This window comes from Segatella cerevisiae (assembly GCF_024054555.1).
GTDB classification, from domain to species: Bacteria; Bacteroidota; Bacteroidia; order Bacteroidales; family Bacteroidaceae; genus Prevotella; species Prevotella cerevisiae.
Genome location: NZ_JAMXLY010000042.1, coordinates 1 through 13,613, shown reverse-complemented (window position 1 = coordinate 13,613; position 13,613 = coordinate 1). Strand labels below are relative to the sequence as shown.

Here is a 13,613-nt window from a genome sequence, read left to right as displayed (position 1 = left end):
TATGGGGAATTTGGGGAATTAATGTGGAAAAATTCCCCAAACCAATGCCCCGATGCCGTTTTCGGGATGGGGAATATTCCCCATTGACCGAATTATTGGAGAGTAGTGCCAATAGTTGACCGCCTTTTGGACCTTGATCTTGATTAAGATAGGGGAGTCATACTTTTTTACGCGAATTCGGCGTGAATGTTTGGTAGATATAAAAAAATGTGCTTTCTTTGTATAGAGAGAAATGATATGTGTAACTTAATAATAACAATATGAGAAAATATGTATTAGTGGCTTTGGCTGTTATGGTGTCCATGCTGGGAAATGCTAAAACCATCACTTGGAAAAATGATCCTGATCATTCTCGTTTGGGATTTGTAGTCAAGCATCTGACCATCTCACAGATAGAAGGTAGGTTTGATGATTTCAATGTTGTTGTGACAACAACTAAACCGGATTATACGGATGCCAAGATTGTCGTGACGGCCAAGGTGGCGAGTATAAATACGAATGTACAGATGCGTGATAACCACCTGCGGTCGGCAGATTTCTTTGATGCTGCCAAATATCCGCTGCTGACTTTCAAGAGTACATCTATTAAAAAGACAAGTGCCAAGAGAGGGGTCATATACGGTAATCTGACTTTCCATGGCATTACCAAGCGGGTGGCGCTGAATGCGGTCTTCTATGGGATGGTGACTAATCCTATGAATAATAAGAGGACAGCTGGGTTTCAGGTGACTGGTGTTGTCAAACGCGCGGATTTTGACTTGGGACCAAAGTTTCCTGAAGCGCTCATCAGCCAGAACATCAGGATTGTCGTGAATGTAGAATTTAGTCCTGCAGCTTGATTCTTTGGAGTGAAATGAAATACAGACAGGCTTGTGCGAGAGTGCAAGCCTGTCTGAGTATAGGTAAAGACAGGGCGTGAAAATTTGATGTGTTAACGCACATTAACACGCGGTGTAACAAGAATTTCACCAATATGCTTGTTTCATACACAAAACAATTTTATCTTTGTAGATAGAAGTGAATGTCAAGTTATTCAGATATTGGTGTCTGAAGTGATTGTATTTTGAAAAGTTTGTGAAGGCAAGAGGGTATGATTTGATGAAAATAGTCTGGTAATGCCTTTTAGTCCTATGTGAAATTAAAAATAATGACTATGGAAGATTTTGTGAAAAGGAACATCGGTTTGGTGGCACACGATGCCAACAAGAAGGATTTGATAGAATGGTGTTTGTGGAATTCTAAAAAGTTAATCGGACATAAATTTTATTCTACGGGTACTACAGGACATATGATCTTGGCAGCTTTGTCTAAAAAACACCCGGATGTGAAGTGGGATTTTACTATTCTTAATTCCGGTCCTTTGGGCGGTGATCAGCAGATGGGCTCCCTGATTGTAGGTGGAAGCATTGACTATCTGTTTTTCTTCACGGATCCAATGACGATGCAGCCGCATGATTCTGACGTGAGGGCGTTGACTCGCTTATGCAATGTCGAGAATATTGTCGTATGCTGCAATCGTTCCACAGCTGACCATATTATTTCAAGCCCGCTGTTCCAGGACGCTACTTATAAACGGATCAAACCTGATTTCTCTTCTTATGCCCATCGTTTTGCCAATAAACCTCTGGTTGAGGAGGCTGTCAAATCAGTCATAGAAGAACAGGATACTAAACAGACTCTGGAAAAAGAGGATACGCCTGCACCTGAAAAATAAGGTGGTTGTGAAATTCGCTCCTTCGTAAAGGACGGATTTGTCTTTCCGGGAAAGCATATTAAGATAAAAGCAATGCACTTGATTGGGCATTGCTTTTTTGTTTTCTGAAAGAGCGTGAACGACTTTCTTCTCTTTTCGTAAAGGATATTGAGGTTATCCTCCGTGAGGAAATCGATAACGGTCCCTTATTCTTTGTCAGTCTTATCGGTTTCAGTTTTTTCGGGTGTGTCCTTTTCTTTCTCGTCCCTTGCAGCGATTGCTTGGTTCTTGATATCCTCAATAGCAGAATAAGCCTGTTTCTTGGTGAGTTTCAATTGGTAACGATAAACCAGGAACGTCGTGAAACCATAGACGACAACTTGAATCCAAAGGGGTATGATAAACTTCTGAATTTCATCTAAGGTCGCTCCCATATTGTTGATGGAGATAAAGGCACGGATGCCCCATGTAGAGGGTATCAAACTGGCTACACCTTCCCAGAAACCGGGGATATTGCTGATCGGCCAGGATACGCCTGACATGAACAGGAAAGGAACGGAGGTGAACATGACGAGCAATAAGACATTCTCCCGATAACGTACAAAACACGACATGGTCATCCCGAAAAACGTCACAGCAAGGATAAAGGGGACCAAAAATCCCCAGAGTGCCAATGGCGTGGATAATTCCGTGAAATGGAAGAAATGGGGTACACAAAGTGTGACATAGGCTGCTTGTAGACTATAGATCATGAAGCAGGCCATCGCTTTGCCTAAGATGATTCGGAATGTCCCCATATAGTGCCTGCTGATAGGTACAAGCTCCTTGTATCTGTTGTTCTCCCTTGCCGTACCTGCTGAAAGACCGATGCCTAACAGTAAGGTTTGCTGGAGTATCAGCATAAGGACACCGGGGATAATGGCATCACCGTATCCTCCCGGCTCATTGAAGATGGGTATGTTTTCTGTCTTTATGGGGATTGTGCTGACCAGATCTTCTTGATTAGTGAAATTAACTGACCGGCCGATTTGAATTTTTGAATTGACCTTATTGGCTATACTGATGGATGTACTGTATATCGCACGATAGTAGAGCATCAAACTCATGTCGGTATAAGCACTGATATAACTTTTTTCTCCTCGATAAACTTTTTTTTCGAAATCGGCAGGGAAATAGAGGATGCCGTGTATGGCACTCCTGCCGACTAACTGTTTGGCTTCTTCAAGATTGTCGCAGTAATAGGCAACTTTTGTGTCTGGACTGGCATCAAAATCGCGGATAAACTGTCTGCTCAGATGACTGTGTGACAGATCTACCACGGCTACAGGGACATTCCGGAGAACTTGATTGTTGTAAATCCAAGAATAGACCAGCGGATAGAGGAGTGGCACAAGAATACAGAAGATGAGTACACCTTCATCAGTAAAGGCATTGCGTATCTCCTTTACCCAGATATAGCACATATCTTGGATGCCGTGTCCGACAGCTTTGAAAAAACTTTCTTGTTCCATTTATTTACGGAATATATATATCATGCAACATCGCCCGTTTCAAGTTCCAGTTTGTCAACAACGGCAGTATTGCAAAGCAACACAATGCAAGGATATTACCGAAAACATAGGAAAGGGAGAAATCGTTGAATATGCATGTATGGTAGATGACATAATAATGCCTCAAAGGGAACATCTGAGCGAATGCCTGAATTTCCGGGTCCATGCTCTCCAATGGGAACGTGGCTCCACCGACTGAGAAACTGAGAACTGACCATAGTGAACAGATACTCATTGACAGACGGAGGGCTGGCATCAATCCAAAGGAGAATATACCGAAACTCTGACAGGAGATGACGGACAGGAATCCGATTAAAAGCATTCTGCCTACTCCTCCCGGATGGGGGAATCCCAAGACATAATAGATGTAAAATTCGAAACAATAGAAGATGGAGAGAAAGATGAGGGTTTGCGGCAGCATCTTCCCTGCCAAGGCCACATAGATGTTGTCATGTGCCATCACTATCCATTCCCTTGACCGCTTGAATTTCAGTTCGGTACCAATGGAATAGGGGGTAATCAGGAACACGAAGAGGAGGAGAACTCCCGGGACGATGAAAGAACTCAGATAGACATTATAATTGGTCCAGGGATTGCCGACCATGTGAAGGTCGATGGCAACAGGCTGGAGGTTGGCGGCGATTTCTTCATTTGACTTTCCCAACGCTGCGAGCTTGGTGATTCCTACACTGGCCGTTCCCAGTTGGGTAACGACTTTCAAGTCGCGGAAGGTCAAGTTGCCGGCTAGAAGGAATTGGGCATTGTAATAGTAAGATATCTTGCCTTGCTCTCCTCTTTCGATGTCTTTAGTCATACCTTTGGGAATGTAGAGGAATGCGAAGATGTTATCCTTCTGGATGTCTCTTCTGGCTTCATTCACATTCTCGTAGCTTTGTACGACCTGTGATGACTGCAGACCGTCTAATTGGCGTACAAGAGCTCGTGAAGTAGTTGTATTGTCCAAATCGACGACTCCTACAGGCATATTCGCAGGTACTCCTTCCCCCATTAGTGAAGTGAAAAAGATGACCACGATAATGGGGAAGAAGATCATGCAGAATGCATAGATGGGATTCCTTCTTATATTGCCGCATTCTCTTAGGGCAATCAGGTAAATGTCTTTGAGGGCTTTCAATGGTTTACCTTTTATTTCTTTTTGATAATCAGGCTCATACCAGGCCTTAAGCCTTCCAATTGGGTGATGGGCCTTGCTTTGACTTCAAATGTCTTCAGATCGTACTGCCCGGTGGTCTTTGTCGCTTTCCAGGTAGCATAGGATCCTTCGTCTTTGATATAGTAGACCCGCATCTTGATGTATTTGTCAAATGCCGGGACGTATGCCGTGAAGGTCTGACCGAGGTTCAGGTGTTTCAGATGGTCTTCCCTGACGTTGAAATCGCCCCAAAGGTCATCCATGATGTTGATGCTCATGATCGGTGACCCCATGGTGACGAGTTCTCCTACTTCAGGATAAACATCGGAAACTTCTCCTTCGACAGTCGAAATCTGGACAGTTTCTTTCAAAAGGGAGTTGACGACCTTTACTGCATATTGGGCTGCTTGCGTGTTGTGGGCCGCAATTTGCTTTTCCTGGCTGCGGGCTCCGCTCTTGGCGAGGTCATACTGGGCTTGGGCTCCTTTGACTTGGGCCTTTGTGGCTTGATAGGCCGCCAGGGCTTCATCGCGTTTCTGCCCTGCAATGACACCTTCATTGTAGAGGTTCTGCATACGGGAGTAGGTCTTCTGGGCAATGGTCCGTGCTGAAACGGCTGCCTGCAAACCTTGGTAGGCTGCTTCGATCTGCTGCTTGCGGGCTCCTGCATCTGTGAGGTCTTGCATGGCTTGTGTCGCCTGTCCTGTAGCTTCGGCTACTTGCTTCTGTGCGGACACTTCCGGAACTTGAAGGACGGCAAGGGTGTCTCCTACATGGACATAGTCCCCTTCTTTTACCCTGAGCTCTATGATACGCCCTGGTAATTTGCTGGATACTCGGTATTCAGAAACTTCCACTTCTCCTTGGATGATGTCGTCTTGCTTTCCAAAAGTGAAAAAACCGATAATGCCCACAACGACAACGACCAAGGTAAATCCTAGGGCTGCGAGCATAATGTTGTTATGTTGTGATTTCGCTGACATAATATAGCGTGATTTTTATTTCTGTTATTATTTTAAAGTACCAAGAGCTTTCTGCAATTCTGTCTGCGCAAGTTCCAAGTCGATCTCTGCATCGATCTTCTGACTTTGGGCTTGCTGCCATGCCGTCTGGGCTCTCATGACATCCGTGACATTCATAATGCCTTCCTTGAATCCCAAGGTGGCAGAGCGGAGGTTCTCGTCAGCGCTCCTCAGATTCTGAGTGCTCATGTCGAACCTCTTATGCGCTTCTTTTATCTTGAATTTGCTTTGAGAGATCTGTAATTGTATCTTTTCCCGCGTATCGGCTATTTGCATTTCTGCAATGTTTGATGCAGCTTTGGCTGCCCTGACCTTATACGCTCCTTCATTCCAACTCCATAAGGGGACTTGGACGGTTATTCCGATATTCCAAAGGCCTGATAGCTTTTTCTCAAATCCGTTGAGTACGTTCGGACTTGATACAATATATCCTCCCGTCGCCATCACATGGGGCAGGTATTCTGACCTGACGAGTTTGGTGTTCTGCTTGCTGATATCCAAGGTGTTTTGCAAGATTCTGATTTCCGGTCGTGACATCAGGTCTGAATCGGTGGGCTGGATGATCGGCACCTCGCGGGCTGTCAGGTCTTTCTTGTTCTCATCAGCCAGGCGAATATCCTTATCAAGGGGAAGCCCGCAAAGTTGGCAAAGGTACATCTTGCTGAGTGACAATCCGTCTTCAATCTGCGTCACCTGCATGTCTGCTTCATTCACCTTTACGTCTACCTGAAGTCCGTCGGACTTGGTCGCAACCCCCTGGGCAATCATTTTGTGAACATCATTGCTGAGTTTCTTGACGAGTGTGCGGTAGCTGTAGACTAGGTCTTGCTTCTGCTTGAGTGATACGACCATCCAGTAGGCTTGATCAGTATTATATAAGGTGTTCTGTGTGGTGAAGTCGACGCCGTTGGCAGCCAACTGCTGGTTGATGTCTGCAATCTTGTTTGCGGAATTGATGGCACCGCCCATATAGATCGGCTCTCTGATCATGACGGAGCCTGACCAGATATTGTGGGTATCTGTTCGCAATGCGTTTTTAATTTGGTTTCCGATTTGGTTTCCAAATTGACTCATTGAAGGACCAAGTTGTTGTAAAAGACCGGCAAGTTGCTGGGCCATCTGAGGCGTAATAAGCCCTTGCTGGACTAAAGAGTTGATGAAGTCTGAAGCTCCTGAACTGAAACCGCCTACGGCATTGGTGCCCAAGTTGCTTAAAGCATCCTTTTGCTTGCTGTCAAGTAAGGATATTTCCCGGTTGAAATACTGGTAACCGCCAATAGCGTCAACTTTGGGCAAGTACTTGGTGCGCATTGCTTTCTGCGTGTTATAGGCTACTTTCTCATTCAATTTGGAAATGTTAAGCTGCTTGTTGTTGCGTAGGGCCATCTCTCTACAATCCTGCAGGCTGAATGTCTGTTGCGCTGTTGCAGGTAGCAGAACTCCTAATAAGGCGACAATTGTTGATAATTTCTTCATGAACATGAATTCAATCCTTGAATGATATGGATTTAACTTTTGTAAGCATCGTGTCTCTCTATCAGACACTACTTCTTGCTTATAATTCTTTGTAGGACAGTAACTCTGTTTTTGCTCAAATTCACCGATAGTAATCGAATAAGCAAACTTGCTCCTACTCTTATAATAGCTATTGTTTCTCTATATACATGATGCAAATGTAATGTATTTATGTTAATTAACCAAGAAAAAAGTAAGGGTTTACAGTTAAATGAATTAAATGTAATATTTTTAGCGAAAAAAGGACCAACGTTCAAATTATTTTTCTAACTTTGCATCGTTACCGTGAACTGTAATATGTATGAAACGAAATAAATTACTATCTTCTGTTTTCCACCTATATTATGATGGTTTTCGTGATATGACAGTAGGAAAGACACTTTGGACCGTTATCTTGATCAAACTCTTTATTATCTTCGCGATATTAAAGGTCTTTTTCTTTCCTGACTTTATCAATCATCATGCAAAGAAGGGACAAGAGAGTCAATTCGTATCTGAACAAGTCCTCGGCAGAAAAGCACCTGCTGATGTGCTTCATGTGCAGGGGAAATAAGTTGGGTGACCTTCTCTTGATGGTGCCTTCAATGCGATGACATAGAATAATCAATATTAATTTATAAATCATAATGGTATGATAAACCTATTGGATATTACAACCTCAACAATCGACTGGTCCCGGGCGCAGTTCGCTCTGACGGCTATATATCACTGGCTGTTCGTTCCGCTGACTCTGGGGTTGGCCGTTATTATGGGCATTGTAGAGACGTGTTACTACCGTACTCGGAAAGCTTTCTGGAAAGATGCAGCCCGCTTTTGGCAACGTCTTTTCGGGATTAACTTTGCAATGGGGGTGGCTACAGGTATTATTCTGGAGTTTGAGTTTGGAACGAATTGGAGTAATTATTCCTGGTTCGTGGGGGATGTCTTCGGTGCCCCTTTGGCCATTGAAGGTATATTCGCATTCTTTATGGAGTCTACTTTCGTGGCTGTCATGTTTTTCGGTTGGCAGAAAGTCTCTCCCGGATTCCATCTGGCCTCTACTTGGCTGACTGGTTTAGGCGCCACGCTTTCGGCTTGGTGGATTCTGGTGGCAAATGCATGGATGCAGGACCCTGTCGGTTCTGTATTCAATCCTGATACGATGCGCTTTGAGATGAGTTCTTTCGCTGACATCGCTCTTTCTCCTTTTGCGGTGGATAAGTTCTTCCATACCGTTACTTCTTCCTGGGTCATAGGAGCTGTCTTCTGCGTCGCTGTGAGCAGTTGGTATTTGCTGAAACACAGGGAAGTGAAATTGGCTAAGGAGAGCATCAAGATTGCGACAATCGTCGGACTTGTCTCTTCTGTGCTGACAGTAGCGTTGGGGGATAATTCAGCTTATATGGTCTCTAAAACGCAACCGATGAAATTGGCTTCTATGGAAGCGCTTTATAATGGTGGAAATGGCAAGAGTTTGACGGTCGTAGCTGCCGTGAACCCATTTAAGCAACCTGATTATGTGAATGAAAAGGAGGCTTCTTTGAAATTGGGGGTTCCTCATGGTCTTTCTCTGTTGTCCACCAGAAGCCTGAATGGTTATGTACCTGGAATCAATGACATACTCAATGGTTATAAGTTGCCTGATGGTTCTCGGGAGCCTTCTGTAAAACAGAAAATGGCAATGGGCAAAAAGGCGATTGTTGCCCTGACGCAATACCGTAGCGGCAAGAAAGATGCTGTCACGAAAAAGACGGTAATGGATAATATCAAGTATTTCGGATATGGATATGTCAAAAATCCGCATCAGATCGTACCTTTTATCCCCGTGAATTTCTGGGCATTTCGTGCAATGGTCGGAATTGGCTTTCTCTTGATCCTCTTCTTTATCGTGGATCTGTGGATGGTCAAAAAGAAAGATATCAGTCGCTATCGTTGGCTGTCTGTGATATCGATCATTTTCCTGCCTCTGACTTATCTGGCGAGTGAATCGGGTTGGCTGGTAGCTGAATTTGGACGACAACCTTGGACGATCCAGGATATGCTGCCGACTTGGGTGGCTGTCTCTGATTTGCATTCTGGTTCCGTGGCCCTGACTTTCTTCATCTTCCTTATCTTGTTCACGGCTATGCTGGCCGTGGAGATCTGTATTCTTTGCAAACAGATTAAGAAAGGTCCGGACTATACGGAGAGTGATACACTAAAGGTTAATGCTTAAATAATCAGATTATGACATATTCATTTCTTCAACAATACTGGTGGTTGGTAATTAGTTTACTGGGGGCATTCCTCGTATTCCTGCTCTTCGTCCAGGGGGCTAACAGCCTGATCTTTGATTTGGGTAAAACGCCTGAGGAGCGACGTCTCGTCATTAATTCTACGGGACGGAAGTGGGAGATTACCTTCACGACTTTAGTGACTTTCGGGGCTTCTTTCTTTGCTTCATTCCCTCTGTTTTATAGTACGAGCTTTGGCGGAGCTTATTGGTTGTGGATGATTATCCTCTTCACTTTTGTCGCTCAGGCTGTGAGTTATGAGTTCCAAAATAAATTGGGTAATTTCCTGGGACCGAAAACTTTTCAGATTTGCCTGATTGTCAATGGCGTTCTGGGACCATTGCTCTTGGGGGGCGCTGTGGCTACATTCTTTGATGGGTCTAATTTCATCGTCAACAAGATGAATATGATCAACAGTCTTCAACCTGTCATCAGCCGCTGGGCTAATGCCAGTAATGGACTCGATGCTCTGTTGGATCCGTGGAATGTGATTTTTGGAATAGCTGTCTTTTTACTGGCACGTGTTCTCGGATTGCTTTACCTTATTAATAATGTGGCGGATGAAACAATTCGGACAAGGGCTCACAGGCATTTGATCTATAACACAATCGCCTTTTTGGTGTTCTTCCTGACATTCTTGGTTCGGACTCTTCTGAAAAACGGCTTCGCCTATCAACCTGCAACTGGACTGATCTTTATGGAACCGATGAAGTATTTGAAAAACCTGCTCACAATGTGGCCGTTGCTTTTGGTCTTTCTAGTGGGCGTCGTTTTGCTGTTGTTCGGTGTTATCCGTACTATTTTCAGCAAGACTTATATCAAGGGAATATGGCCGGCTGGCTTTGGAGTAGTTCTGGCTGTGTTTGTCCTTTTCCTGATTGCTGGTTGGAACAATACGGCATTTTATCCTTCAAATATTGATTTGCAAAGTTCTTTGACTATTGCGAATAGTTGTAGCAGCAAGACGACTCTTCAGGCGATGTTTTATGTTTCTTTGTTCTTGCCTGTCGTTTTCGTCTATATCTATTTCGCATGGCGTGCTATTGATAAGAAGAAAATCAATGACTCTGATATTAAAAAGGATACGGCTTATTAATAAATACATATCTCTCTAATATGTGTGAATTTCAGGGTGGTGGTCTTAATGGACTGCTGCCCTGAATTGGTTTTATATGTCTTGTTTGATTCTGTCTTAAAGGGTTTGTCCTGGCTTTGAAAGGATGGCTTATTTAAAAACTACTGATTCTTTTTGACGCCTGACATTTATTATAGAAAGCAATGCCGCATGGGGCAGCATCGCTTTCTTGATGTTCAAAATATACTATCTGATAGCTCAATAGACTCTAACGATTGAATGGTATGTCATTTTAAACTTTTAAAGGATAAGTCACAAGGAAGTGCAGCTAGTTGATAGTATAGGGTTTGGGCAATTCTCCAATGCCCGGCATCGTTGGGATGCAGACGATCGGTGTCTAAGGTGTGAAAATAAACGGCGCTTTCGTCATAGACGGGGTAAAGTCCTGAATCGGCATTTAAATCGATGACTGGCATCGCCCAGATGTTGCCGGCTTCTTTTACTGATTGTACGTATGCGTCAAAATATTCTCCACAGGCATTTTGAAATTCTTCCGTGGGCTGAATATTTGTATTGCCTGCGTAAAAATAGGCCCGATGGATAGGTGTCATCAAGACAACTTGTTTGGTTGGGAACATTTTCTTGATCGTACTGAGCGCAATATTGATCCGCCCCCGGAATGTACCCCTGTCCATACTTGGTGTACGCTTTCTGCGAAGTACTTTGGCTTGAGGTTTATGAACGGCTGCAATAACAGAGTCTTCTGTCTCTGTGTACCATTGTCCTATGGGTACTGCAGCATTGAAATCGTTGGTTCCGATAAAAATGAGTATCGCGTCAAACTGGTTCCCGTGCTCGGTTTGCAGTTGACGTGCTTGCCGTGGAATATCATTCCATTGCCGCCCGCTGATAGCATATACGTAAGGGGTAATGCTCAATAGATCTTGCAGATAATTCCAGTACTTTTTCTTAGATCCTTTATTATTTGGATCGGTAATGGAATCTCCGAAGTAGGCTACACGCTTTCCGCTCCAGGGATGCACGAAGGTGTTGTTAGAGACAGTTGTCGTTTTTTTTGCCGTTCCTGGCAACACCAGAATGAGGCATAATAATAAGGTTAGTGTTTTCTTCATTTTTGTTTTTTCAATAGATATTTTTATTCTAGTCATTATTATATATTCCAGGGATACACATTATATATATTGTGGGGAGACCCCATTCGTGTCTTCTTTATTTCCAACGTTTCTGTAGAAATTCTCTATTTCGTGTTTCTTTTATTTCCAATGTTACTATCGGGGACCACAAGTTCATGTTTCTCCTATGTCTAACGTTACTATGGAATTTACCATTTTGTGTTTCTTTTATTCCCAACGTTATTATAGGAACTCACGAGTTTGGGTTTCTTTTATGTCTAACATGTATTATTGGAATTTACAAGTTGATGTTTTATCGGTTTTTGATTTTTTCAATAGACTGTTGCAAATTTAAGTAATCTTTGAGAAAAAACTTCATTTATTTCTATTTTGTTAGTTCTTGAAGAATATTATCAGCTTAGTTTTTAATGGATATCATCTGTTTTTAATGTGCTATTTGATAACTTGGTTGTCATGGGTTCTCCTCTTTCGGACTCCAGATTCCAAGATCGTAATAGGAGTTAAAGGTAATGTTTTAGTTGTTTAAGTTTGATCTAGCCAAGATTTTTGTTAGTACTACTCGTTTAATCTGTCGAGAATCCTCGATGTTTGGGCTAAAAATAGATTAACTATTTGAAAATGCTTCTATTTTTATTATATATAAATGGTATATGACTGATATATTGTCATATAGACTGCCTTTTGCAGTTTTTATCGTATGTTTTAGCCGACTTTCCTTTGTCAATAAAGTCGAAATGTTTCAAAAATTGTTTGAATTTTCCACCCAAATATTTGGAGGGTTCAGAAGAAATGCATACCTTTGCAACCGCTTTCGGCAAAAAACCGGGGGCGAAAGAAAGAGTTCTTTGAAAAGATTCACATAAAACAGACAGGCAGTACAAGAATGGGACTTGCCTATGTACTTTCGAGTACACAGGCAGATCCCGAGCGTAGAAGAAGAAAGAACCGTCCGTCCGCTGTGGCGAAAGTCGCGGTCGGAACGGAAGGGTACCCTGAACAGAACAAAGGCGCCGCTTCCCCGTTTCCCTAACGGGAGACACGGAAAGCGGCGCAGGAAAGACAATTTACAATGGAGAGTTTGATCCTGGCTCAGGATGAACGCTAGCTACAGGCTTAACACATGCAAGTCGAGGGGAAACGGGCGCCAAGCTTGCTTGGTGCAGTCGTCGACCGGCGAATGGGTGAGTAACGCGTATCCAACCTGGCCGTAAGCAGAGAATAGGCTTCCGAAAGAAAGATTAATGCTCTATGTAGTCTCCCGAAGGCATCGGAAGGTGACCAAAGATCCGTCGCTTACGGATGGGGATGCGTCTGATTAGGCAGTTGGCGGGGCAAAGGCCCACCAAACCGACGATCAGTAGGGGTTCTGAGAGGAAGGTCCCCCACATTGGAACTGAGACACGGTCCAAACTCCTACGGGAGGCAGCAGTGAGGAATATTGGTCAATGGGCGAGAGCCTGAACCAGCCAAGTAGCGTGCAGGACGACGGCCCTATGGGTTGTAAACTGCTTTTGAAGGGGAATAAAGTGAGCGACGTGTCGTTCATTGCAAGTACCCTTGGAATAAGGACCGGCTAATTCCGTGCCAGCAGCCGCGGTAATACGGAAGGTCCGGGCGTTATCCGGATTTATTGGGTTTAAAGGGAGCGTAGGCCGCTCTTTAAGCGTGTTGTGAAATGCAGGTGCCCAACATCTGCACTGCAGCGCGAACTGGAGAGCTTGAGGGCGCACGACGCAGGCGGAATTTGTGGTGTAGCGGTGAAATGCATAGATATCACGAAGAACCCCGATTGCGAAGGCAGCTTGCGGGAGCGCACCTGACGCTGAAGCTCGAAAGTGCAGGTATCAAACAGGATTAGATACCCTGGTAGTCTGCACGGTAAACGATGGATGCCCGTTCTGCGGCCTTCGGGCCGCGGGACCAAGTGAAAGCATTAAGCATCCCACCTGGGGAGTACGCCGGCAACGGTGAAACTCAAAGGAATTGACGGGGGCCCGCACAAGCGGAGGAACATGTGGTTTAATTCGATGATACGCGAGGAACCTTACCCGGGCTTGAATTGCAGACTGAGGTGCCGGAGACGGCACCGTCCTTCGGGAAGTCTGTGAAGGTGCTGCATGGTTGTCGTCAGCTCGTGCCGTGAGGTGTCGGCTCAAGTGCCATAACGAGCGCAACCCCTGTCTCCCGTTGCCATCAGGT

General features: G+C 44.3%; 10 protein-coding genes and 1 rRNA gene. 6 read left to right on the top strand and 5 right to left on the bottom strand.

Annotation, left to right across the window (positions count from 1 at the left end; translation table 11 throughout):
* The first annotated feature begins 260 nt into the window (after positions 1 to 260).
* Both NG821_RS10125 and NG821_RS10120 read left to right on the top strand, forming a co-directional pair.
* Positions 261 to 839: a YceI family protein gene (locus NG821_RS10125; RefSeq protein WP_252761547.1), complete on the top strand. Its 579-nt coding sequence runs from the start codon at positions 261 to 263 to the stop codon at positions 837 to 839.
* 314 nt (positions 840 to 1,153) lie between these two features.
* The gene (locus tag NG821_RS10120) at positions 1,154 to 1,714 is read left to right on the top strand and encodes a methylglyoxal synthase (RefSeq protein WP_252761546.1); all 561 of its coding nucleotides are present in this window, start codon (positions 1,154 to 1,156) and stop codon (positions 1,712 to 1,714) included.
* Positions 1,715 to 1,899: 185 nt separating this feature from the next.
* Here the strand turns inward: NG821_RS10120 and NG821_RS10115 are convergent, their stop codons facing one another.
* Genes NG821_RS10115 through NG821_RS10100 form a run of 4 tightly spaced genes read right to left on the bottom strand, consistent with a single transcriptional unit; the run spans position 1,900 to position 6,894 of the window.
* Positions 1,900 to 3,204 (bottom strand): ABC transporter permease, encoded by a 1,305-nt coding sequence (locus NG821_RS10115; RefSeq protein WP_252761545.1) that lies wholly within the window; start codon positions 3,202 to 3,204, stop codon positions 1,900 to 1,902.
* Between the two features lie 4 nt (positions 3,205 to 3,208).
* Positions 3,209 to 4,378 carry an ABC transporter permease gene (locus tag NG821_RS10110; RefSeq protein WP_252761544.1) on the bottom strand — a complete coding sequence of 390 codons (1,170 nt, stop codon included), beginning with the start codon at positions 4,376 to 4,378 and terminating at the stop codon, positions 3,209 to 3,211.
* A gap of 11 nt (positions 4,379 to 4,389) precedes the next feature.
* Positions 4,390 to 5,379 (bottom strand): HlyD family secretion protein, encoded by a 990-nt coding sequence (locus NG821_RS10105; RefSeq protein ID WP_252761543.1) that lies wholly within the window; start codon positions 5,377 to 5,379, stop codon positions 4,390 to 4,392.
* Between the two features lie 27 nt (positions 5,380 to 5,406).
* On the bottom strand, positions 5,407 to 6,894 hold the full coding sequence (locus tag NG821_RS10100) for a TolC family protein (RefSeq protein ID WP_252761542.1): 1,488 nt from the start codon (positions 6,892 to 6,894) through the stop codon (positions 5,407 to 5,409).
* Between the two features lie 340 nt (positions 6,895 to 7,234).
* On the opposite strand from NG821_RS10100, the gene NG821_RS10095 reads away from it, so the two are divergent.
* From NG821_RS10095 to NG821_RS10085, 3 genes are all read left to right on the top strand, one after another.
* Positions 7,235 to 7,486, top strand: a complete 252-nt coding sequence (locus tag NG821_RS10095; protein WP_252761541.1) for a DUF4492 domain-containing protein — start codon at positions 7,235 to 7,237, stop codon at positions 7,484 to 7,486.
* Between the two features lie 78 nt (positions 7,487 to 7,564).
* Positions 7,565 to 9,127, top strand: coding sequence for a cytochrome ubiquinol oxidase subunit I (locus NG821_RS10090; RefSeq protein ID WP_252761540.1), 1,563 nt, complete (start codon positions 7,565 to 7,567; stop codon positions 9,125 to 9,127).
* Between the two features lie 11 nt (positions 9,128 to 9,138).
* Positions 9,139 to 10,281, top strand: coding sequence for a cytochrome d ubiquinol oxidase subunit II (locus NG821_RS10085; protein ID WP_252761539.1), 1,143 nt, complete (start codon positions 9,139 to 9,141; stop codon positions 10,279 to 10,281).
* Positions 10,282 to 10,547: 266 nt separating this feature from the next.
* Here the strand turns inward: NG821_RS10085 and NG821_RS10080 are convergent, their stop codons facing one another.
* Entirely contained in the window at positions 10,548 to 11,393 is an 846-nt protein-coding gene (locus tag NG821_RS10080) for an SGNH/GDSL hydrolase family protein (protein ID WP_252761538.1), read from the bottom strand.
* A gap of 1,087 nt (positions 11,394 to 12,480) precedes the next feature.
* On the opposite strand from NG821_RS10080, the gene NG821_RS10075 reads away from it, so the two are divergent.
* Positions 12,481 to 13,613, top strand: a 16S ribosomal RNA gene (locus NG821_RS10075); the annotation flags it as partial.